Annotated in this window: 17 protein-coding genes; 10 read left to right on the top strand and 7 right to left on the bottom strand. The window is 66.4% G+C overall.

Features of this window, described 5'->3' with window-relative positions; genetic code table 11:
• Positions 1-135: 135 nt before the first annotated feature.
• Both AB4Y94_RS17080 and AB4Y94_RS17075 read left to right on the top strand, forming a co-directional pair.
• The gene (locus AB4Y94_RS17080) at positions 136-1569 is read left to right on the top strand and encodes an MFS transporter (protein ID WP_441729217.1); all 1434 of its coding nucleotides are present in this window, start codon (positions 136-138) and stop codon (positions 1567-1569) included.
• A gap of 166 nt (positions 1570-1735) precedes the next feature.
• Positions 1736-2107 carry a PH domain-containing protein gene (locus tag AB4Y94_RS17075; protein ID WP_441729216.1) on the top strand — a complete coding sequence of 124 codons (372 nt, stop codon included), beginning with the start codon at positions 1736-1738 and terminating at the stop codon, positions 2105-2107.
• 172 nt (positions 2108-2279) lie between these two features.
• On the opposite strand, the gene AB4Y94_RS17070 is transcribed toward AB4Y94_RS17075, so the two are convergent.
• Together AB4Y94_RS17070 and AB4Y94_RS17065 are read right to left on the bottom strand one after the other, a co-directional pair.
• Positions 2280-4796: an ABC transporter permease gene (locus AB4Y94_RS17070; RefSeq protein WP_441729214.1), complete on the bottom strand. Its 2517-nt coding sequence runs from the start codon at positions 4794-4796 to the stop codon at positions 2280-2282.
• On the bottom strand, positions 4793-5632 hold the full coding sequence (locus AB4Y94_RS17065; RefSeq protein ID WP_441729213.1) for an ABC transporter ATP-binding protein: 840 nt from the start codon (positions 5630-5632) through the stop codon (positions 4793-4795). Before AB4Y94_RS17065 ends, AB4Y94_RS17070 begins: the two co-directional genes overlap by 4 nt.
• Before the next feature lie 383 nt (positions 5633-6015).
• Between AB4Y94_RS17065 and pdhA the strand changes: the two genes are divergently transcribed.
• From pdhA to AB4Y94_RS17045, 4 genes are all read left to right on the top strand, one after another.
• A complete protein-coding gene (gene pdhA / locus AB4Y94_RS17060; protein ID WP_441729211.1) occupies positions 6016-7128 on the top strand; it encodes a pyruvate dehydrogenase (acetyl-transferring) E1 component subunit alpha in 1113 nt (370 codons plus the stop codon).
• Positions 7125-8117 (top strand): alpha-ketoacid dehydrogenase subunit beta, encoded by a 993-nt coding sequence (locus tag AB4Y94_RS17055; protein ID WP_441729210.1) that lies wholly within the window; start codon positions 7125-7127, stop codon positions 8115-8117. Before pdhA ends, AB4Y94_RS17055 begins: the two co-directional genes overlap by 4 nt.
• A gap of 8 nt (positions 8118-8125) precedes the next feature.
• Positions 8126-9484: a pyruvate dehydrogenase complex dihydrolipoamide acetyltransferase gene (locus AB4Y94_RS17050; RefSeq protein ID WP_441729209.1), complete on the top strand. Its 1359-nt coding sequence runs from the start codon at positions 8126-8128 to the stop codon at positions 9482-9484.
• Between the two features lie 65 nt (positions 9485-9549).
• Positions 9550-12342 (top strand): aconitate hydratase, encoded by a 2793-nt coding sequence (locus AB4Y94_RS17045; RefSeq protein ID WP_441729208.1) that lies wholly within the window; start codon positions 9550-9552, stop codon positions 12340-12342.
• A 27-nt stretch (positions 12343-12369) separates the two neighbouring features.
• Here AB4Y94_RS17045 and AB4Y94_RS17040 read toward each other — a convergent pair whose 3' ends face one another.
• Positions 12370-12867 (bottom strand): hypothetical protein, encoded by a 498-nt coding sequence (locus tag AB4Y94_RS17040; RefSeq protein ID WP_441729207.1) that lies wholly within the window; start codon positions 12865-12867, stop codon positions 12370-12372.
• A gap of 45 nt (positions 12868-12912) precedes the next feature.
• On the opposite strand from AB4Y94_RS17040, the gene AB4Y94_RS17035 reads away from it, so the two are divergent.
• Positions 12913-13362 carry a group III truncated hemoglobin gene (locus tag AB4Y94_RS17035; protein ID WP_441729206.1) on the top strand — a complete coding sequence of 150 codons (450 nt, stop codon included), beginning with the start codon at positions 12913-12915 and terminating at the stop codon, positions 13360-13362.
• On the opposite strand, the gene AB4Y94_RS17030 is transcribed toward AB4Y94_RS17035, so the two are convergent.
• Positions 13336-14034 carry a helix-turn-helix transcriptional regulator gene (locus tag AB4Y94_RS17030; protein WP_441729205.1) on the bottom strand — a complete coding sequence of 233 codons (699 nt, stop codon included), beginning with the start codon at positions 14032-14034 and terminating at the stop codon, positions 13336-13338. The two genes, AB4Y94_RS17035 and AB4Y94_RS17030, sit on opposite strands and share 27 nt — an antisense overlap.
• 173 nt (positions 14035-14207) lie before the next feature.
• On the opposite strand from AB4Y94_RS17030, the gene AB4Y94_RS17025 reads away from it, so the two are divergent.
• Entirely contained in the window at positions 14208-15266 is a 1059-nt protein-coding gene (locus AB4Y94_RS17025) for an MBL fold metallo-hydrolase (protein WP_441729204.1), read from the top strand.
• On the opposite strand, the gene AB4Y94_RS17020 is transcribed toward AB4Y94_RS17025, so the two are convergent.
• Positions 15253-16107, bottom strand: coding sequence for a fumarylacetoacetate hydrolase family protein (locus tag AB4Y94_RS17020; RefSeq protein ID WP_441729203.1), 855 nt, complete (start codon positions 16105-16107; stop codon positions 15253-15255). The genes AB4Y94_RS17025 and AB4Y94_RS17020 overlap by 14 nt on opposite strands.
• On the bottom strand, positions 16107-17132 hold the full coding sequence (locus AB4Y94_RS17015) for a cupin domain-containing protein (RefSeq protein ID WP_441729202.1): 1026 nt from the start codon (positions 17130-17132) through the stop codon (positions 16107-16109). The genes AB4Y94_RS17020 and AB4Y94_RS17015 overlap by 1 nt, the downstream gene beginning before the upstream one ends.
• Positions 17133-17275: 143 nt before the next feature.
• Here AB4Y94_RS17015 and AB4Y94_RS17010 point away from each other — a divergent pair, with 143 nt between their 5' ends.
• On the top strand, positions 17276-18049 hold the full coding sequence (locus AB4Y94_RS17010) for an IclR family transcriptional regulator (RefSeq protein ID WP_441729201.1): 774 nt from the start codon (positions 17276-17278) through the stop codon (positions 18047-18049).
• Positions 18050-18118: 69 nt separating this feature from the next.
• On the opposite strand, the gene AB4Y94_RS17005 is transcribed toward AB4Y94_RS17010, so the two are convergent.
• Entirely contained in the window at positions 18119-19009 is an 891-nt protein-coding gene (locus tag AB4Y94_RS17005) for a LysR family transcriptional regulator (RefSeq protein WP_441729200.1), read from the bottom strand.
• A gap of 123 nt (positions 19010-19132) precedes the next feature.
• Here AB4Y94_RS17005 and mdlC point away from each other — a divergent pair, with 123 nt between their 5' ends.
• Entirely contained in the window at positions 19133-20710 is a 1578-nt protein-coding gene (gene mdlC / locus AB4Y94_RS17000) for a benzoylformate decarboxylase (RefSeq protein ID WP_441729199.1), read from the top strand.
• The last annotated feature ends 9 nt before the right edge of the window (positions 20711-20719 follow it).

The following is a 20719-nucleotide window of genomic DNA, read 5'->3' as shown; positions in this document are numbered from 1 at the left end:
AGATCAGCATCTTGGCATCCGCTCGCTTGACCGGAACTGGCGGTTTCGCCGGCGCGACAGACCGTGCGCGCAACCGAAGATGATTCCGCAACAACCGCTCGGCGCATCCGCTCACGCATCACCAAGGAGGAAATCGTGGCAAACACGCTCACCGCCCCGCTCGCACGCTCTCGCGGAACGGTACAGCCCTCGACGTCGCGGGGCAGGATCGTCCTACTCGCCCTCGTCTGCGCACAATTCGTCGCGATGCTGGACTCGTCCATCCTCAACGTCGCACTGCCCTCCGTTGCTGAAAACCTGGTTCTTACCCCGACCGGCACGGCCTGGATCCTCAACGCCTACTTCCTGACCTTTGGCGGCTTACTGCTGTTGTCGGGCCGGGCCGCCGACCTTTTCGGCCGGCGCCGGATGTTCCTCCTCGGTTCCACGGTGCTCATCGCCTCATCGGCACTGGCGGGCTTCGCGACGACGGAGACCCTGCTCATCGCGGCTCGCCTGCTTCAGGGACTCGGCGCCGCCGCCCTCACTCCCGCTGCGCTCTCCCTCTTGCTTCTCACTTTTCCCGGCGAAGGGAAGGCGCGGGCGATGAGCGCGTGGGGCGCTGCGTCCGCCCTCGGTGGGGCGACCGGTGTCGCAGCCGGCGGCATCCTGGTGGCCGCGCTCGGCTGGCAGTCGGTGTTCGTCCTCACCGGGGCCGTCGCGCTGGTGAACGTTGTCATCGCGGCCCGATTCACCGCCCCCGACCCGGTTCGGGTGCGTCGACCCTTCGATTTCGGAGGTGCCGTCACGGTCACTGGTGCCATGCTCGCGCTGGTTTTCGCCATCCTCTCCGCTCCGCAGTCCGGTTTCGTCTCGCTCGAGGTGCTGGGCGGAATTGGCGCCGCCCTCCTCCTCACGCTGCTCTTCGTGCGGATCGAACGGCGCGCCGCCGAGCCGGTTGTGCCTTTGGAATTGTTTCGCAGCCTCAACGTGTCGGCGGGAGTTGCGATCAACCTGCTCGGCGGGGCAGCCCGCGTCGCGTGCTTCTTCCTCGTCGCCCTCTACCTGCAGCAGGGACTCGGCTTCGACCCCGCCCTTGCGGGCTCGGCCATGATGCCCACCTCGATCGCCGGCTTCGCTGTCACCCTCCTCCTTCTCCCTCGCGTCGTCGCGAAGTGGGGCGCAACTCGCACCATGATCGTCGGTCTGGCGATCGTCGCCGTCGCTCACCTGTGGCTTGCTCGCGGACCCGTGACCGGGAACTACGCCCTGGACGTGCTCCCCGGCCTCCTGATCGCGGCCTCCGGCGTGGCTCTCAGTTTCACGCCGACCACACTCGTCATCACCTCCGGAGTGCCCACTGCGCGGTCGGGCATGGCGTCGGGTATCGCCAGTGCGAGCGCGCAGATGGGTGGGGCGCTGGGAATCGCGACCTTCAGTGCCATCCACGCGGCCGTCAAGCTGGGACTCCACGACTCCGGCCTATCAGCCGAAGCAGCCACGAGCGGCTTCGGTGCCGCGTTCCTCGCTGCGAGCACGACCGCGGCAGCCGCCGCGATTCTGGGCACCGTGCTCCTCCGGCGCGCATGAGGCAACGTGAAGCGCTGTTCCGCGAGGATTGCCGGGTCTTGGCCGAGTAGGGCTGAACTGGTTCGCGCGTTCTGGGGGTGCGACAGCCGGTTCCTCTTGGAATAGAGCCCCTAGAGTGGCTGGATGCACCTGGTTTGGTGCAACTGGTTGATCGATTAGGAGCCCCGTGGAAACCGCTGCCATCACTGCTTGGACCTTCATCGCCGAAACTCCCATACCGGCTGATATCGAACCCATGCTTGTGTCAGGTGAGCACCCCATTGCTGCCTACAAGACGTTTCGCGACAGTGCCGTGTTCACTAATAAGCGCCTCATCGTTCGGGATGCACAGGGTATGACTGGGAAGAAGGTGGAGCTCTACTCGTTGCCCTACTCCAGGGTGAACATGTGGTCCTCCGAGAATGCGGGTACCCTCGACTTCAATGCGGAACTTGAGCTCTGGACGCGTGCAGGTCACATCAAGATCAAGGTCGGCAAGGGTGTGGATGTGCGCAAGCTCGACAACCTGATCGCACAGGTGGTCCTCGCGGCAGACTAGCCAGCAGCGCGTTCTTTTCGAAAATCGCTACATCCCTTACGCTCGACCAGCCGCGAATTACGCAACAGTGACAAAGTGACAGTCCTGAGTCCGGTTCTGCCCGACGGTCCGGCCAATACGGCTTCAACGCGGGATTCAGCTGGGCGGGTCACCCCGCCCAGCTGAACTGATGTCACGGGTGTGCGATCGCTTCCAGTACGGCGAGGCGGGCGGCCCGTCGGGCCGGAGCCAGCCCTGCAAGCAGTCCCGCGGCGGCCGTCAAGACGGCGAATCCCGCGATTGTGCCCGCAGGGACGACCAGACCGAGCGGGGCGATCTGGCCAAGCGCCCCCACCGTCGCCAGCGCGGCAGCAAAGCCCAGCGCCACGCCGACCAGCAGGGCGATCACGGCCACCAGGATCGCCTCGGAATGCACCATCCTTCCGGCCTGCGCGCGCGTCATGCCCACCGCACGCAACAGGCCGATCTCTCGGGTGCGTTCCGCAATCGACAGCGCCAAGGTATTCGTGATGCCGAGAACCGCGATGGACATTGCAAGCAGCAGCAGCACCGTCACCAGTCCGAGGATCTGATCCACCGCTTGGGTTCGACCGGCGATGACAGCAGCTTGATCCCGCACCTGCACGGTCGGGTGATCGACAAGTGCGGATTGCAACAGTCCACGTAGCTCTGCTGAATCCACGCCAGGTCGGGCGGTAACAAAGATGCTTGCGTCCATGCTCTCCGTGTAGAGCTTTTCGTAGGTTGCCAGCGAGATGACGTAGTCGGTCATGAGCGCTTGGGCGGTACCGTCGGCAACGATCCCGACGATGGGGAGGACGATCTTTCCTGTGCGTGCGAACGTCATGGGCAGCTCGTCGCCGACCGAGAGTTCTCGTTCGAGCGCCACACGCTGCGCGATGACGACGCCACCGGATGCGAGTTTGTCGATTGAGCCGTCAATCATTCGTACGGCCGCTACCTCGCCGATCTTGTCGGGGTCGAGGGCGGTCAGGGCGCTCGTCGTGTCGCCGTCGCGCCAGTGCCCGTACTTCAGGCGGGTAGCTACCCCGACCGCATCGACACCGGTCACCTCGTCAAAGACGGCCGCGTGCACGCCGCCGAGCATCTCCTGCCCGGCGCTCTCGATGACGGCATCAGCGGAGATCACCTCGCGGTACTGCTCAGCCGTTCCCGCCTTCACTGAGCCGGCCACGATCGACACGAACACCATCAGCGCCAGCCCGAGCGACAGGGCCATGACGGTCGCTGACGTGCGGCGGGGGGCGCGGGTGGCCGACTCGCGGGCCAGACGACCCGGAACGCCGAGACGGTCCAGAGGACGGCCCAACAGGCGGCTGAGGAGCGGCATCACAGCCGGCGCCCCGAGGACTATTCCGCCGACAGCCGCCACAACACCCACGCCGAGCACCGGGAGCGGACTCCCGAATGAAGCAGCGAGAGCACCGGCGACCCCCATTCCGACCAACATCCCGGCGACGATGACGCGGATGCGACCCAGACCGGGCCGTTCCACGGTGGCCTCGCTCATGGCGAGTACCGGCGAGACGGATGCCGCGCGCCGGGCCGGCCCGATCGCAGCCACAAATGTGACGACGACGCCGACGGCCATGGCGATGAGCAACGTGCGTGGCTCGAGGACCAGGTCGCCGTCGGGAATGTTGACGCCGAACGCTCCGGCCAGCACGCGCAAGCCGAAAGCAGCTCCCACGCCTGACACTGTTCCAGCAGCGGATGCGAAGAGGCCGACGATGCCCGCTTCGACGAGGACCGATCGGAACACCTGCGCCCCGGTCGCACCCGCCGCCCGAAGCACAGCCAGTTCTCGAGTGCGTTGCGATACGACGATCGAGAAGGTGTTCATGATGAGGAAGGATCCAATCAGCAGGGCTGCCACCGACATGGCGATCAGCACCACCTGCAGCATCTGGAGATTCGCGGCAGCGGCTTCGGCACCGGCCGATGCGAGATCCTGCGCTGTCGCCACCTCGACCTCATCGCCGAGGGCGTCCGCGAGGACCGGCTGCACTACTCCGACGGGACGGGCAGTTGCGATGAGAATCTCCGAAACAGCGTCCCCGAGCTGCAGGGCGCGCTGCGCGGTCGGAAGCGTGGTGAGTGCGGTGGAGCCGACCGGGGGACCGTCGGCCTCACCGAAGCCCACCAGGCCGACGATCTCCAACGTCAGGCGTTCCTCCGCCACAAGGGTGACGGTGTCGCCAAGATTGAGGCCAAGCCCCCGGGCGGTGGCGACATCGAGGGCAAGATCACCTGCTCCGGTCGGTGCGTGGCCGTCGCGGAGTGGATAGGCGCCGATCGGGGCCGCGACCCACGTCGACAACCCCACAGCACCGAGATCTCGGTCTGCAGCTTCCAGACGTGCCGGACCCTTCGCGACGGGCACCGCGTACTCCACATCAGCAACGGATGCGGCAGTCTCCACGATCCCCTTCGCGAGCGGGTCCCGTTCGACTTCCACTCCCATTCCGGAGTCAAAGGCTGTCGCCGTTCGAACCGTGAGATCGGCGCCGGCAGACGCCGTGCGAAACTGGTCGTCGAACAGTTGCTGGGCGGTGTCATTCAGCACGAGGCTGCCCGTGACAAAGGTGACGCCGAGCAGCACGGCGATCACAGTGAGAGCCAGGCGCAGGCGGTGTGCCAGCACCTGTGCGAACGCGATCCGGATCATTCTGATACCGCCTCGGGCATGCCGTCGGCCACGCGGCCGGTATCGAAGCGGGCCATCCGCTCAAGCACAGCGGAGGCGGTGGGGGCGTCAAACCCGTCGAGTACACGGCCGTCCGCGAGGAATTCGACGCGGTCGGCGTAGGACGCTGCGGTCGGGTCGTGCGTGACCATGACGATCGTCTGGCCGAAGTCATGAGCGGCACGACGCAGAAAAGTCAACAGAGCTTGACTTGCACGCGAATCCAGGCTCCCTGTCGGTTCGTCTGCGAAGACGACCTCTGGCCTCGCGACGAGCGCGCGTGCAACGGCGACCCGTTGTTGTTGGCCGCCCGAGAGCTGATTCGGCCGGTGGCTGAGGCGATCATTGATGCCGAGGGTCTCAGCGAGTTCATTGATCCAGTCCTTGTCGGCCCGCTTTCCGGCGAGTGTGAGCGGTAAAGCGATGTTCTCCGCTGCCGTGAGCGCTGGCACCAGGTTGAAGCTCTGGAAGACAAAGCCGACCTTTTCGCGACGCATGATCGTGCGCTGCTGCTCGGTGAGCGCAGTGACTTCGATTTCTCTGAGTCGGATGCTTCCCGAATCGACAGTGTCGAGCCCGGCCACCGCGTGCATCATGGTGGATTTGCCGGACCCTGAGGGACCCATGATCGCTGTGAAGCGTCCGGCCGCGATTGAGAGGGAGGCGTGATCGAGAGCGTGCACGGTGGTGGCGCCTCGGCCGTAGGTCTTGATTAGGCCTTCGGCAACGATGGCGTACTCGGGGCGGGGACGGATGTCGTGCGATGGGTGGGCGACCCTGGAGAAGCCGGGCTGGGTGAGGCTGGCTGCCTCGGTCATGAGCGTTTCCTTTCGGATAGGAGGAGCTGGTGATGTTTCAATGACACCTTCATGCTCTTCAGGGCCACCGCCCGCTCGCGCCGGGGAAATCGCCGGGTCCCGCTTGACTACTGCTCGACAGCGAAAGTGAGACGGAGCATGCCTCGCAGGCCGGTTGGCGTTCCTGGTCGATGGCGTGGGACCGCGACGCGACGTCGTTGTATCGGTCAGCGGGCGCCCTACTGGAAAACCCCTGGCGGCCACTGCTCCGGTGGCACGAGGCGGCCGCGCCTAGCGCCAACCAGCCCAGCCCCATAGGCTGGCGGAAGGTCGCGTCTGCGGCCGGATGCGCCGAGGGCTCATCCGCCTGCACTCGAGACGGTCGCGAGCAGAGCGGAGCACACATGGCCACGGCAGGCACGACACGCCAGGGCGGCGCAGCCCGGTCGAGGGCAGGTTCGACGGCCCGCGTCGTTTCGAAGGTCAGCGGCGCCGAGCCGGCGGACGTGCTTATCGGCTACTACCGCGAGATGGCGCTGGTTCGGGCGTTCGAGCTCACGGCCGCCGAAATGTATGCCAAGGCGAAGATCGGCGGCTACTGCCACCTGAACCTGGGGGAGGAAGCCGCGGTGGTCGGCCTCTCCCATGCCCTGCAGGCTCGTGACTACCTCTTCACCAATTATCGGGATCACGGCTACGCGATCGGGCGCGGGATGGAACCCGGGGCCGTGATGGCCGAGCTGTTCGGCAAGAGCACCGGCGTGTCCGGCGGTCGCGGCGGATCGATGCACCTGTTCAGCGCCCCGCTCCGGATGCTGGGCGGATACGGCATCGTCGGTGGTCAGATTCCGCCGGCCACCGGTGCGGCCCTGGCGCTGAGCCTGCGCCAGAAACCCGGCCCAGACGCGGAGGCTGTGATGTGCCTGCTCGGTGACGGTACCACCAACATCGGCGCCTTCCACGAATCGCTGAACCTGGCGGGGCTCTGGGACCTCCCCATCGTTTACGTGATCATCAACAACCGGCTCGGCATGGGCACCACCGTTGAAGCGGCCTCGGCCGAACCCGAACTCTACAAACGCGGTTGCTCCTACCGGATCCCCGGGGTTCGTGTGGACGGTGACGACGTCGTCGCGGTCCGCGATGCCGCCCGGACCGCCCTGGAGAGGGCCCGCTCCGAGCGGAAACCCGGCCTGATCGAGGTGATGACCTATCGGCTGAAGGGTCACTCGGTGGTCGACCCGGCGCGGTATCGATCTGCAGAAGATACGGAGGAGGCGAAGGAGTCTGACCCGCTGCCGGCCTTTCGCGCCCAACTGATCAGTTCAGGCGCCTTCGATGAGGCGTCGGCGACGCGGATCGAAAAGGATGCCGCGGCTGTCGTCGCTGAGGCTGTCGCCTTTGCCGACTCAAGCCCGGATCCGACGGTGGATCAGCTGTTCGACTACTCCTACGCCACCCCGGTGGCCAACGCCCCCCACGCGTTGCCGGGGGATCCGTTGATGGAGGCGTCATGACGGTCATCACCTACCGGCAGGCGCTCCGCGACACCCTGCAGGCCGAACTGGCCAGGGACGAGAACGTGTTCCTGATCGGCGAGGAGATCGGCATTTTCGAGGGGTCGTACAAGATCACGGCCGGGCTGCTCGCCGAGTTCGGTCCTGACCGGGTGCGGGACACCCCGATCGCGGAGGAGGGTTTCGTGGGCGCGGCGATCGGCGCCGCGATGCTCGGGATGCGCCCGGTGGTCGAGATCATGACCATTAACTTCAGCCTGTTGGCGATCGACCAGATCGTTAATCATGCCGCGAAGCTTCACGGCATGTTCGGCGGCCAGGTCTCGGTGCCGATGGTGATACGCACTCCCGGCGGAGGCGGGCAGCAACTCGCGGCGACCCACTCGCAGAACCTCGAGGTCTGGTACGCGCACATTCCCGGCCTCAAGGTCGTCGCGCCGTCGACGCCGGCCGACGCCAAGGCGCTCCTGACCGCAGCGATCCGTGACGACGACCCGGTCATCTTCCTGGAAAACCTCGCTCTCTACAGCACCAAGGGCGAGGTGCCGGACGGCGAGCAGGTCGCCGAAATCGGCAGGGCCGAGGTCGTGAAAACGGGAACCGACGTCACCGTCGTCACATACTCTCGCGCCACCGTCACGGCGCTCGAGGTCGCCAGGCAACTCGAGGAGGAGGGCATCTCGGTGGAAGTGGTCAACCTCCGCAGCCTCAGGCCGCTTGACCGGGAAACGATCTGCGCATCGGTGCGGAAGACCAGCCGCGCCGTGGTCTTCGAAGACGACTGGCTGACTTACGGAATCGGCGCCGAAGTATCCGCCACGATCGGCGAGGGGGCGTTCGACTACCTCGACGCACCCGTGCGCCGGGTGGCGGCCGCCGAGGTTCCCCTGCCGTATTCGAAGCCGCTGGAAAGCGCCGCCCTGCCCCACGCAGCCGACCTGACCAAGGTCATCCACGAGGTTCTCGACGCGACACGGTTCGCGAGATAGGGGTTCCCATGCCCGAGGTGCTCATGCCGAGGCTCTCCGACACGATGGAGGAGGGCGAACTCAGCCGGTGGCTGAAGCAGGAAGGCGACGAGGTGCACAAGGGCGACGTCCTCGCCGAGATCGAGACCGACAAGGCCACCATGGACCTCGAGGCGTTCGACGACGGCGTGCTGGAGAAACACCTCGTGGTCGAGGGCACGCTGGTGCCCATCGGCCAGCCGCTGGCCATCATCGGTGATGGCACCGCGGAGGGCCAGGCGACGGATGCTGCTTCCCCCGCTGGCAAGACCGCCTCGACTGAGCGACTGGCGACGTCGGCCGATGCGGCCGATCATGGCGCGTCCACCCAGCCTTCCATCGCGGACGAGGATGAGACAGAGACCGAGGCTAAGGGCGCGGCCGAGAGCGCGGGCCAGCCTGCGGCGCCGACCCGGCCCGTGGCCGGCCATGCCACCCCGACCGAGCTCCGCACATCGCCGCTGGCCAGACGGGTCGCGCGCGAGCATAACATCGACATCGCGTCGCTCACCGGTTCCGGCCCCGGCGGGCGCATCGTACGCGCGGACGTCGAGGACGCCGTGGCGAACGCCGACGGCAAGCCGGCCGCAGAGACTGGTGCGGGGCGCACCACCCCGGCGCAGGGTCAAGCTCTCACGGACACGCCCGCCAACACTCGATCGAACGACGTCGACGAAATGCCGCTGAGCAACATCCGTCGCATCACGGCCCGCCGACTCACCGAGAGCCAGTCGGTGCCGCACTTCTTCCTCACCAACGTCGTCGATGTCGAGCGGCTCTTCGCGCTACGTGCTGAGATCAACGGACGCCTCGAGTCAGCTGGTATCAAGATCAGTGTCAACGATCTCCTCGTGCGAGCCTGCGCCGTGGCTTTGCGCGCACATCCCGAGGTGAACGCGTCGTGGGGCGAGGATACGATTCTTAGGCACCACCGCGTCAATGTCGGGATCGCGGTGTCACTCGATGACGGTCTGATCGTGCCGGTCGTCGTTGACGCCGACCGGAAGAGCCTCAACGAGATCGCAACCGAATCGCGGGCGCTCGCCGAGCGTGCACGGGCCGGCAAGCTGAAGCCGAACGAATTCAGCGGTGGAACGTTCACGATCAGCAACCTCGGCATGTTCGGCATCGACCAGTTCACAGCGGTGATCAATCCTCCCGAGGCCGCGATCCTCGCGGTCGGCGCCGCGAGGCAGGAACCGGTGATGCGAGACGGCACACTCGTCACCATTCCGAAACTTGCGATCACACTCACCGTCGACCACCGGGTGCTCGACGGCGCCACGGCTGCGGCCTTCATGCGTGACCTTAAGGCGATCCTGGAGGAACCATTGCGGATCGTGGTGTGACCTGGGCACGATGGGGGATAGCGCATCGTCGCTACCAAGTCCGGCGAAGCCGGTGGAGGTCTGTTATGAGAAACAGTTTCGGTGCTCGTGACACGCTAGTGGTCGGCGACGAGACCTATGAGGTCTTCCGGCTTGACGCGGTTCCTGGCTCGGCACGGCTGCCCTACAGCTTGAAGGTGCTCCTGGAGAACCTGCTGCGCAATGAGGACGGCACGCTGGTCACCGCGGATCAGGTGCGTGCCGTCGCGGAGTGGGATCCGACGGCCGAGCATGGTGCGGAGATCCAGTACACGCCGGCGCGTGTCCTCCTCCAGGACTTCACCGGTGTGCCCTGCGTCGTCGACCTGGTCGCAATGCGCGACGCCATGGTGTCCTTCGGCGGCGACCCGCAGAAGATCAACCCGCTGATCCCCTCTGAACTCGTGATCGACCACTCGGTCATCGCCGATTCGTTCGGCGCCTCCGACTCGTTCCACATCAATGCCGGGCTGGAATTCCAGCGCAACGAGGAGCGCTACCAGTTGTTGCGCTGGGCGCAGCAGGCCTTCGACGACTTCCTCGTCGTTCCGCCGGACACCGGCATCTGCCACCAGGTCAACCTCGAGTACTTGGCCCGCGTCGTCTTCACCCGGGAACACAACGGGGTCACGCAGGCCTACCCCGACACCCTCGTCGGCACCGACTCCCACACTCCGATGGTCAACGGCCTGGGCGTGCTCGGCTGGGGAGTCGGCGGCATCGAAGCCGAAGCCGCCATGCTCGGCCAGCCCATGAGCATGCTGGTTCCCCCGGTGCTCGGATTCAAGCTGGCCGGCGAACTGCGGGAGGGAGTGACAGCGACCGACCTCGTGCTCACGGTGGCCCAATTGCTCCGCCAGACCGGAGTGGTCGGCAAGTTCGTCGAATTCTATGGCCCCGGCGTTGCGAATGTTCCACTGGCCGACCGGGCCACGCTCGGCAACATGAGCCCGGAATACGGGTCGACCTGTGCCATCTTCCCGATCGACCAGGTGACGCTGGACTACCTGCGGCTGACCAATCGACCGGGGGACCAAATCAGGCTCGTGGAGGCCTATGCCAAGACCCAGGGCCTCTGGCACGATCCTGAGATTGAAGCAGACTACTCGCTGACGGTCGAGCTCAACCTGGCGGACGTCGAGCCGTCCATCGCCGGGCCGAAGCGCCCGCAGGACCGGATACCCCTGGTCAACGCCCGCAGCGTGGTGAGCGAGATCCTCGTGGACGGCTCCCAGGTGCCGGAACTGCTCGTCGGCCTCGACGACGCCTCCTCGGATTCCTTCCCGGCCAGCGACCCGATTGCCTTTGACGGCCTCGACGGCGTGAGCCAGAAACCGGTGGACCGGTCGGCACCCGGATCGGCGCGAGAGTGGCCGTCCAATCCGGCATCCGTCACCCTCGGCGACGGCCGCGCGACCCGGGTCGACAACGGCGACGTCGTCATCGCTGCGATCACCTCCTGCACCAACACGTCAAACCCGTCGGTCATGATCGGCGCCGGGCTGATGGCTAAGAAAGCCGTGGAACGCGGCCTGGCGTCGCAGCCCTGGGTCAAGACCTCCCTCGCGCCGGGGTCGCGCGTCGTCACCGACTACTACGACCGCGCCGGGCTCACACCGTACCTCAACCAGCTTGGCTTTGACCTGGTCGGATACGGCTGCACGACCTGCATCGGCAACTCGGGGCCGTTAATCCCACAGGTGAGCAAGGCGATCGCCGAAAACGACCTCACCGTAGTGTCCGTGCTCAGCGGCAACCGCAACTTCGAAGGCCGCATCCACGCCGAGACCGAGATGAACTTCCTCGCCTCTCCGCCCCTCGTGATCGCCTACGCGCTGGCCGGCACGATGAACATCGACCTGCTGAGCGACCCCCTCGGTCACGATGCGGCCGGAGAACCGGTGTACCTCCGCGACATCTGGCCCAGCACAGCGGAGGTCGAGAAGGTCGTGGGCGAGGTGCTCGAGGCGGAAATGTTCGCCGACGGATACGCCAACGTGTTCGACGGCGACGACAACTGGCGCGGCCTCGACATCCCGTCGGGTGACATCTTCGCCTGGGACGAGTCCTCCACGTACGTGCGCCGGGCACCGTACTTCGAGGGGATGCCCCGTCAACCGGAGCCGCTCCAGGACATCACGGGGGCGCGCGTGCTCGCGCTTCTCGGTGACTCGGTCACCACCGACCACATCTCGCCTGCCGGCTCGATCAAACGGGATTCTCCGGCGGGCACGTACCTGGCGGAGCACGGCGTGTCCTTCAAGGACTTCAACTCCTACGGGTCGAGGCGCGGCAACCACGAGGTGATGATTCGCGGCACCTTTGCGAACATCCGCTTGCGCAACCAGTTGGTGCCGGGCGTCGAGGGCGGTTTCACCCGGTACCTCCCCGGCGGCGAACAGCTGAGCATCTTCGACGCTTCCATCCGGTATGCAGTGGATGCCGTGCCCCTGCTGGTCATCGCCGGCTCAGAGTACGGGTCGGGGTCGTCGCGTGACTGGGCGGCCAAGGGCACCCTGCTGCTCGGCGTGAAGGCGGTGCTGGCGACCTCGTTCGAACGGATCCACCGCTCGAACCTGATCGGGATGGGCGTGCTTCCGCTGCAGTTCCTGCCCAGCGAATCAGCAGGGTCGCTCGGCCTGACCGGCGAAGAGGTCTACTCGATCGCCGGACTGGAAGGGGCGGGGGCGATTCCGAAACGCGTGACAGTGATCGTGGAGCACGAGGGACAGAAGCGGCAGTTCGAAGCAGACGTGCGGATCGATACGCCGGCTGAGGCCGCATACTTCCAACACGGTGGCATCCTGCAGTATGTGCTGCGCCAACTCCTCGCGAGTTGATGGGCGCGCTTCAGCGCCTCCAGAAGGCTAAGCTGCGCGCACGTGCGCCAGCACCAGTCCGATGGGGATGCTGACCAGCACAATGATCAGGAGCAGCCGGTAGGTCCAGAGCGCCCAGCGCGGTCCCGCGGTCCTGCCACGCACGGTGCGGATCATCAGGGCCAGGGCGATCACGAGCAGGAGTCCTCCCGCATCGACGATCTGCGGCACGCGCACCAGCGTTCCGCCGATGACGGCTGCACCGCCGGCATTCCACGCCGCCAACTGGGTGGTCAGCACCGCGGGGGAGTGCGGATGCGGAGCCAGTGCCGTCTGCGCTGTGCCGAGCGCAACCTGGCCCACGCCGTTGACCAGAACCAGATAGGCCGCCGCCCAGGAGCCGTGCACCAACTGGAGCGGACCGGTGGCCGCGGCCACCAGCCCTCCGACCACGACCGAGGCGGTGCCGAAGATGCTGGCCGGATCCAGCCGGGCGTTCCGGGTGACCTCCGACGCCGGGTGATCGGTGAGTGGGATGTTCGTCATGAATTGAACGTAACATCTTCCTTTTATCTTCGGTATCGTTCTTGCATGGCAACCGAACTCACCGACCTGCGGGACCGCGACGATGTGTATCGGCTGGTGAGCGAGTTCTATCGGCGCGCATTCGTCGACGAGCTCCTGGGCCCGATCTTCACCGAAATCGCCCACATGGACCTGGATCATCACCTTCCGATCATCTGCGACTTCTGGGAGACGGTGTTGTTTCGCGCCGGCCTCTACCAGCGCAATGCGCTGGCGATGCACGTGAGCCTGAATGCGAGGGTGCAGCTCGGGACGGTGCACTTCGACCGCTGGCTGTCGCTCTGGTCGAGTACCGTCGACGAGCACTTCGTCGGGGAGAAGGCCGAGCTCGCAAAAGTACACGCCGGTCGCATCGCCGGGTCGATCCATCGTCGGCTGCAGGGACGTTCTGGCAGTGATTTCGAGACTATCGTCGCGCGCGAGGGCGCGTCACCCGTTGAGGCGCGCTGCTCCTGAGTTGTGCTGTTCGCTGGCCCAGCCGCCGAGCAGGTCTACGATGCACAGTTCCGGCTCAACGAACGGACGAAGACCGGTGTTCTCTGCACTGTGACCCAGGGAGCGGGCCGCACCACGGATCAGGCCAAGATGCACTGAGCAGACGACGGCGGGGTTGTTCCGGGCCTCATCCCGGAACGGGCACGCGTGCAGGTCGATCGTTGACTCTGAAGGGTTGTGCTGCGGGTCGAAAGCGAGCCGTTCGAGGATCCTGAGCAGGGGCGCGGCGCCCGGGTCGCCCGTCGCCCGCAGCTCGTCGTCGAAGTTGCGTGACCATTTTTCTCCCGCACGGACCGCACGGGCGCGACCACCGTCGGCGTCCTCGGCCAGTGCACCCACCAGTGCCTCGCTCAGCTCGTGCTGGGCGCCGTCTTCGCGCGCACCGGCTGCAGCACTGAAAAGGATGCGCGGGCGGCCGCGCTGACCGGCTCGCTCCACCGTTCGCCGTACCAGGCCGGCCCGTTCCAACTGCTCCAAGTGAAAGCGCGCGGTTGTCACATGGAGCCCGATGCCGCCCGCGACGGCGCCGGCATCGATGGGTCGGTCGGAGGCGAGCAGCAGTGCGAGGACCTGGCGGCGCATATCTGAGGCCAAGGCCGAGTGGTGGGCCTGGTCGCGCTCCTGCTGCTCCATTCTTTGAGGGTAACATTGTGCGCTTAAACCGCCCGCAGATGCGGTGTTCGACCCGGCTCGGTTCGTCTGGGACGGGCAGCGTCGCCACCGGCAACCGTGCGCCGGATCCGATGAGGCGGCGGATGCCGCGTTTCACCGGGCCGCACTCTCGCCGCCGCCATTAGGCTCGAAGCATGATGATCCCGACGAGTGCAGCACAGTTCGCTGCCCGGGTGGGGGAGCCGTTGCCCGGGCTGGAGAAAGTCACCGACGGCGTCTGGTCGCTGCCCTTGCGGATCCCGCCCGGGCACATGCCGTACACGCTGTCGTACCTGATCGAGGACTCCGCCGGCGGCATCCACCTGGTTGACCCGGGTTCGGCCATCGACGACAACGTCGCCATCATCCAGGCCGCGCTGGCCGAGGTCCAGCCGAGGTCGCCTCGCCTCGCGTCGATGATCGCAACCCACCTGCACCCCGACCACCTGGGCCTTGCCGAACTGCTGCGGTCGATGTACGGCGCTCCGATCCTGTTCCACGCACGCGAGCAGCGGGCCCAGATTACCCTGGCCGAGCGCGCGGCCGACGACAGATTCCTCTACGCCGACCTCGCCGATTGGGGGGTCCCGGCCGACCGCGTCGAGGAGGTCGCCGGCTTCGCCAAGGCGACACCCCGCCCCGTTGTGATGGCAGACGCGCTGGTCGGCGACGGAGACTGGCTCGACGTACCCGGGCGCCGGATCCAGGTGCTGCACACGCCTGGACACACACCGGGCCACGTGTGCCTGCACGATACGGATGCCCAGCTGCTCTTCGTCGGCGATCACGTGTTGCCGACGGTGGTACCCGGGATCGGCCTCGGTGGGCCGACCGAGCACAACCCGCTGGAGGGATATCTCGCGGCACTCGGCCGCGTCGCCGCCCTCGACGACTGTGAGGTGCTGCCGGGGCACGGCTACCGGTTCCGCGGCGTCGCGGAGCGTGCGGCAGTGACCGCGCGACACCACCTGAACCGCACCGCGGAGGTTGCCGACGTTTTGGCCGAGAGCCCGGAAGCGACGACATGGGAGATTGCTTCGCGCCTGAGGTGGTCGCGCGGCTGGGCGGGGCTGACCCGCCACTACCTGGTGGCGGCCCTGCGCCAGACGGCGATGCACGCGCGCCTCGTGCACGCGGGCGGTCATGCGAGGGTGCTGGCGCTGTGGGGCCAGGGCGAACCCGGCCCCACAGCGATCAGCGTCAAGGCCGGCTGACCACCGGCATGGTGAGTTCGCCGATCTCAGGGATTGTCAGGACGACGGTGTCGCCAGGGAGAATCTGACCGACGCCCTCCGGGGTGCCCGTGGCGATGATGTCGCCGGGCTGCAGCGTCATCACCTCGGAGTAGACCTCGATGAGCTTTGCGATGCCGTAGATCAGGTACGACGTGTTGGACTTCTGCCGCGGCTCGCCGTTGACCGTGAGCCAGAAGTCGAGGTTCTCCGGCTCCGGCACCTCGTCAGCGGTCACGATGTACGGCCCGATCGGCGTGAAGGTGTCCATCGACTTGCGGTATGAGCGGTCTTCCTCGCCGCGCAGGGTGATGTCCAGGAGTGGGGTGTAGCCGTAGACGTAGTCCAGGGCGTCCTCGGCCAAGACACGACTGGCGGTCTTGCCGATGATGATACCGACCTCTGCCTCGTGGTCGAACCGGCGGTCTGGCCAGGGCAGCTCGATGGCGCCGTCCGGGCCGACGATCGAGGTGACGGCCTTGAGGAATCCCTTGCGCACCTCGGCCGTGAGAATCTGCCGACCGGCGTAGACGCCGGCGTCGCCGCCCATCTCCTGCTGGTGCTTGTGGTAGTTCACCGGTGCGGCGAAGACATTGCGCGGCCGCGGCTGCGGGGCGCGCAGGGTGGCCTCAGCTTCAGGCGTTCCGCCGCCGGCCGCGACGCGCGCCGCTGCGGGCGTGCGGAGCGAGTCCCAGCCGGTGATGAGCGCATTCATGCGCTCTCCGACGGAGGTGTGCTCCGGCACGAGGTCTGTGAGGTCGACGATGGTGCCGTCCGCGGCCAGTGCGCCGAGTAACTGGTCGTTGTACACGCAGACGCGCATCAGGCGGCCGCCTGCTCGCGCCAGAGGCCGAGAGCCGTGATGGCCGGGCGGTCGGTGTACGAGAACAAAACGGCATCCTCCGAGGTGTGGTTGTGGTGGGAGTGCGCATACCAGAGCGGGATGGCGAGGGTGTCGCCCGTGGTCCACTCGATCTTCTCGCCGTTGACGATCGAATAGCCGTTTCCGCGCACGACGTGGTACACGGTGCTGTGTGTGTGGCGGTGCGACCTGGTGTCGACGCCGGGCCGGATCAGCTGCAGGTAGGCGGAGATCGTCGTCATGACGGGACCGCCGGTGGTCGGGTTCTTGTACTCGACGATCACGTCATCGTAGGGGTCGGCCGGGGCGTCGCGCAGGAACTCCAGCGCCTCAAGGGCATCGGTGAGCTTGTAGACCAACGGCTGGGTCAGCGCGTGCGGTTCGCCGTAGGTCTTGGCCAGCATTCCCTGCGCGTAGGCGGCGGGCATCGGCTTGTCGGTCTGCTGGAAATCGGAAGCCTCGTCGATGATGTACTGGTTGAGGCGGCTGACCAGCGGCGAGTCCAGGCCGTCGAGCCAGATCATGGGGCCGTTGCCCTCATGGCCGTGTTCGTGCCAGTGCAGGCTGGGAGTCAACAGGAAATCGCCGACCTCCATCGGGACGCGCTGGCCGTTGACGACGGTGTACGCGCCCTCGCCCTCGATGATGAAGCGCAGCGCCGACGGCGTGTGGCGGTGAGGGGGCGCGATCTCCCCGGGTTGCACCAGCTGCAGCGCCGCCCAGAGCGAGTCGGTGGCTCCGGTGCGCTGGTCGGGACGGGATCCGGGATTGCGGAACCCCAACACGCGACGCAGGGCGTCTTCCAGGGGGACGACTTCACCAGCCTTGACCATCAGGCTCCTGGCCTGCTCATAGCGCCAGATGTGCGGCACCAGGTTCGTCTTCGCGTCAGAACCTATGCCGCCCATGAGCTGCCAGAGTGGGGAGTAATGGTTCTCAGCGAGTTCGGCGTAGAACGCCTCGTCAGTTGCTGTCTCTACGGTCACGTCAATTCCATTCTGTAGAGCAGATTGTAATTCTGCTTTGTAGAATACTGCACCCTTCTCGACGTGCAGTCAAGTGGCAATCGACGGGGTTAGAATTTTCAGGGCTGACCCACTTGGGGGTCAGTGGCACAAAGGACAATCCCATGTCGGAACCGCATGAACGCGATGAGTCCAAGCGCAGCGTGCTGGGCCGCGCGTTCGAGATCCTGGACTGTTTCGCGGGCGGCAACGAGACCACGGTGTCAAGCATCTGCGAACGCACTGGGCTTCCCCCCGCCACGGTGCACCGCATGCTTGCCGCCCTCGTGGAGTGGGAGGGGATCGAGCGGCTCGGCCATGGGCGCTACCGTCTCGGCACCCGCATCTGGCGCCTGGGCATCGGCGCCCCGCAAGTGCGCCGGCTGCGTGAACTCGCCCAGCCCTACCTCGTCGACCTGCACGTCGTCACCCGGGGCACTGTCTACCTCGGTGTGCGCGACGGCAGTGACGCCGTCTTCGCCGACCGCATCACCCGGGTCAAGCCGACCGCCGGCTCAACGCGGGCGACGCGGCGGATGCCGCTACAGGCCACCGGCGGCGGTCGGGTCCTGCTCGCATACAGCGACGACGCCTGGGCAGACTTGCAGGACGCCGCACGGCACTCCGACCGCCTCGCCGCAATGATGCCCTCGCTGCGCACGGAGGTGGCAGAGATTCGCGCGACTGGAATCGGCATCTCGCGCAACGACGGCCTGCCCGGGCGCACCTCGGTGGCCGCGCCGGTCTTCGGCGAGGACGGCATGCTCGTGGCGAGCGTGGCAGTGGCCTTTCCCGAAACGCGCATCGCAGATCCCCGGACGATCGTCGGACTCGTGCTCGGTGCGGCACGCGCGATCAGCACTGATCTGTCGCGGCGGTCCGGGCGGGTGTCTTTTTGAGTGCCCGGGCGTAGTCGATCGCACAGTCCGGGCTGGGATGTCTCGCCAACCCAGTACCGGGAGTTCCTGTCAACTCACAGCGAGGACGACGGCCCGCCGAAACCAGTCGAATTCGGCGGAGGGGAGTTCTCGTCGAATCGTGTAGAGGGCAATCTCAGTGATCGGGACCGTGAACGGCAGTAGGAATTCTCGAAGCTCACCGGTCGCGATGAGCCGGTGGGCCACGCTCGTTGGCGCATGGGAGAGCAGGTCGGTACCCGCGAGCAGATTTGGGAGGGCCGAGAAGGTCGGGACGGTGAGCGCAATCGTGCGTCGGAGTCCGAGGTCCCGGACCCGCTGGTCGAGGGCGGTGTGGCCAGTGGATGTCGCGACCGTGATGTGCTCCTCGGCCAGGTACTCGGCCACGCTCGGCGCCTCGCCGATACGCGGGTGGTCAGCCGCGCACAATCCGACGTATTCCTGCGTGAAGAGCGGCTCGCGCAGCAGGTCAGGGGAGTCGAGTCGGGTCGTACAGACGGCGGCATCGGTTGAGCCCGAACGGAGGTTCTGCACGACGGTGTCGAGGTTCAGCGACTCGATGTCGAGGCTGACCTGCGGTGCCTCTGAGCGGATGCGGTGGAAGATGCGCGGCAGCAGCCCGCTGACGCCGACATCGGTCATGCGCAGGCGGAAGCGCCGCGTTGACGTCTCGGGGCGGAAGGCGGACGTGCGCGACATGACGTCGTCCATCGACTCGAGCAGGCCCCGCAACTGCGGGTGCAGGTCCTCGGCGACGGGCGTGGGTTCCAGGCGCTGTCCGCGGCGCTGGAACAGCGGGTCATTGAAGTGAGTACGAAGCTTCCGCAGCGTGTAACTGACCGACGGCTGGCTCACGAAGAGCCGGTCGGCCGTCGCCGTGACGCTGCCCGTTTCATAAATCAGAACAAAAACCCTGAGCATGCCGAGATCGTAGGTGGACATCAACCCAGCATAAACGCAGTCTATGGAGCGATCAAGAGTTCGTTATTCTTCTTTATTCCTCGCGAGCTTAGGCTGAGGGCAGATGGTGAGCTAAAGAAGGCTCACCCGAGTAAGGGAAGATCGATGACGACCATCCGAGAGGCAAGCTTCGAGCTGCTTCGCCGACACGGGATCACCACCGTCTTCGGCAACCCGGGATCGAACGAGCTCCTCTTCCTCAAGGACTTCCCCGAAGACTTCCGCTACGTTCTCGGCCTGCACGAGGGTGCCGTCATGGCGATGGCCGATGGTTACGCCCAGGCATCCGGCCAGGCGCCCCTGGTCAGCTTGCACTCCGCGGCCGGCACCGGCACGTCGATGGGCGTGCTCGCCAACACGGTGAAGTCGAAGTCGCCTGTCGTGGTGCTTTCCGGCCAGCAGGTGCGCTCAATGGTGGGCCAGGATGTGATGGTCGCGAGCGCGGATGCCGCACAATTGCCGAAGCCGTTGACGAAGTTCAGCATCGAGCCCCTCTCGCCGAACGACGTGGTGCGCTCGCTTGCCGAGGCGATCCACACCGCAAACCTTCACCCGAAAGGCCCCACTCACGTTTCCGTGCCCTACGACGACTGGGAGCACGAAGCCGAGGACAACGACGCACTCACCATTCGCCGCGCCGTCGTCGACGCCAGTGCCCTCTCTGAGACCCAGCTCGCCGGGCTGGTCCGGCTGATCGATGCCGCTGAGTCGCCGGTTCTCGTGCTCGGCCCGGAGGTCGACGCCACGCACGCCAATGAGCACGCTGTGCGCCTCGCCGAGCGCCTGAGCGCACCGGTGTGGATCGCGCCGTCGCCCCCGCGCTGCCCGTTCCCCACCACGCATCCGCTGTTCGTCGGCCTGCTGCCCGCCAACGTTGCCGCCATCAACGAACTTCTCTCCGCACACGACCTGGTGATCGTCGCCGGGGCGCCGGTCTTCCGCTACCACCACCACCACCCGGGTCGTTACCTCGCCGAGGGATCCGCCCTGATCCATCTTTCTCAGGATCCGGCCGAAATCGCACGTGCACCGTTCGGCGACGCGTTCCTCGCCCCGGTGGCCGACACCCTCTCGCGTCTGGCGGATTCGGTGGCGAAGCGGGTGGCGTCGGTTCCCTGCCGTCCCCACCGCGCCGCCGGTGTCGACCGCCCGGACCGGATGCACTCCGACACGGTCTTCCGCACCATCACCGAGGTTGCGCCGGACGACGTCATCCACGTCGTGGAATCGACATCGACCGCCGACTCCTTCTGGTCCAACACCAGCATCGGTGCGCAGGGCTCGTTCTACTCGGCCGCAGCCGGTGGACTCGGCTTCGGCCTCCCCGCGGCGGTCGGCATCCAGCTGGCACAGCCGGAGCGCCGTGTCGTGGCGTCCATCGGGGACGGCTCGGCCAACTTCGGCATCACCGGACTGTGGTCCGCCGCGCAGCACAAGGTGCCTGTCGTGTTCGTGATCCTCCGCAATGAGACCTATGGTGCCCTGGTGAGTTTCGGCCGGCGACTCGAGGCACACTGCACCCCTTCTTTCGACCTGCCCGGCATCGACTTCGTGCAGATCGCCCAAGGCTACGGCGTGCCAGCCGTCTCGGTTTCAAACGAATCCGAACTCCGTGACGCCCTCACGTGCGCGTTCGCCGCCACCGGACCCGTGCTCATCGAAGCGCTGACCTACCACAACTGATAAGCAGGA

Origin of the sequence: Glaciibacter sp. 2TAF33 (assembly GCF_052114945.1) — a bacterium.
Taxonomy (GTDB): Bacteria; Actinomycetota; Actinomycetes; order Actinomycetales; family Microbacteriaceae; genus Cryobacterium.
Note: the sequence above shows the minus strand (reverse complement) of the source record. Positions and strands in the feature narration are given on the sequence as shown.

What these genes read in the sequence shown, in the direction of transcription:
- AB4Y94_RS17045 (WP_441729208.1), top strand. Translation starts at nt 9,550, where the DNA reads ATGAGAAACAGTTTCGGTGCTCGTGACACGCTAGTGGTCGGCGACGAG.
- AB4Y94_RS17040 (WP_441729207.1), bottom strand. Translation starts at nt 12,867, where the DNA reads ATGACGAACATCCCACTCACCGATCACCCGGCGTCGGAGGTCACCCGG.
- AB4Y94_RS17065 (WP_441729213.1), bottom strand. Translation starts at nt 5,632, where the DNA reads ATGACCGAGGCAGCCAGCCTCACCCAGCCCGGCTTCTCCAGGGTCGCC.
- AB4Y94_RS17005 (WP_441729200.1), bottom strand. Translation starts at nt 19,009, where the DNA reads ATGTCCACCTACGATCTCGGCATGCTCAGGGTTTTTGTTCTGATTTAT.
- mdlC (WP_441729199.1), top strand. Translation starts at nt 19,133, where the DNA reads ATGACGACCATCCGAGAGGCAAGCTTCGAGCTGCTTCGCCGACACGGG.
- AB4Y94_RS17070 (WP_441729214.1), bottom strand. Translation starts at nt 4,796, where the DNA reads ATGATCCGGATCGCGTTCGCACAGGTGCTGGCACACCGCCTGCGCCTG.
- AB4Y94_RS17035 (WP_441729206.1), top strand. Translation starts at nt 12,913, where the DNA reads ATGGCAACCGAACTCACCGACCTGCGGGACCGCGACGATGTGTATCGG.
- AB4Y94_RS17030 (WP_441729205.1), bottom strand. Translation starts at nt 14,034, where the DNA reads ATGGAGCAGCAGGAGCGCGACCAGGCCCACCACTCGGCCTTGGCCTCA.
- AB4Y94_RS17050 (WP_441729209.1), top strand. Translation starts at nt 8,126, where the DNA reads ATGCCCGAGGTGCTCATGCCGAGGCTCTCCGACACGATGGAGGAGGGC.
- AB4Y94_RS17055 (WP_441729210.1), top strand. Translation starts at nt 7,125, where the DNA reads ATGACGGTCATCACCTACCGGCAGGCGCTCCGCGACACCCTGCAGGCC.
- pdhA (WP_441729211.1), top strand. Translation starts at nt 6,016, where the DNA reads ATGGCCACGGCAGGCACGACACGCCAGGGCGGCGCAGCCCGGTCGAGG.
- AB4Y94_RS17025 (WP_441729204.1), top strand. Translation starts at nt 14,208, where the DNA reads ATGATGATCCCGACGAGTGCAGCACAGTTCGCTGCCCGGGTGGGGGAG.
- AB4Y94_RS17020 (WP_441729203.1), bottom strand. Translation starts at nt 16,107, where the DNA reads ATGCGCGTCTGCGTGTACAACGACCAGTTACTCGGCGCACTGGCCGCG.
- AB4Y94_RS17010 (WP_441729201.1), top strand. Translation starts at nt 17,276, where the DNA reads ATGTCGGAACCGCATGAACGCGATGAGTCCAAGCGCAGCGTGCTGGGC.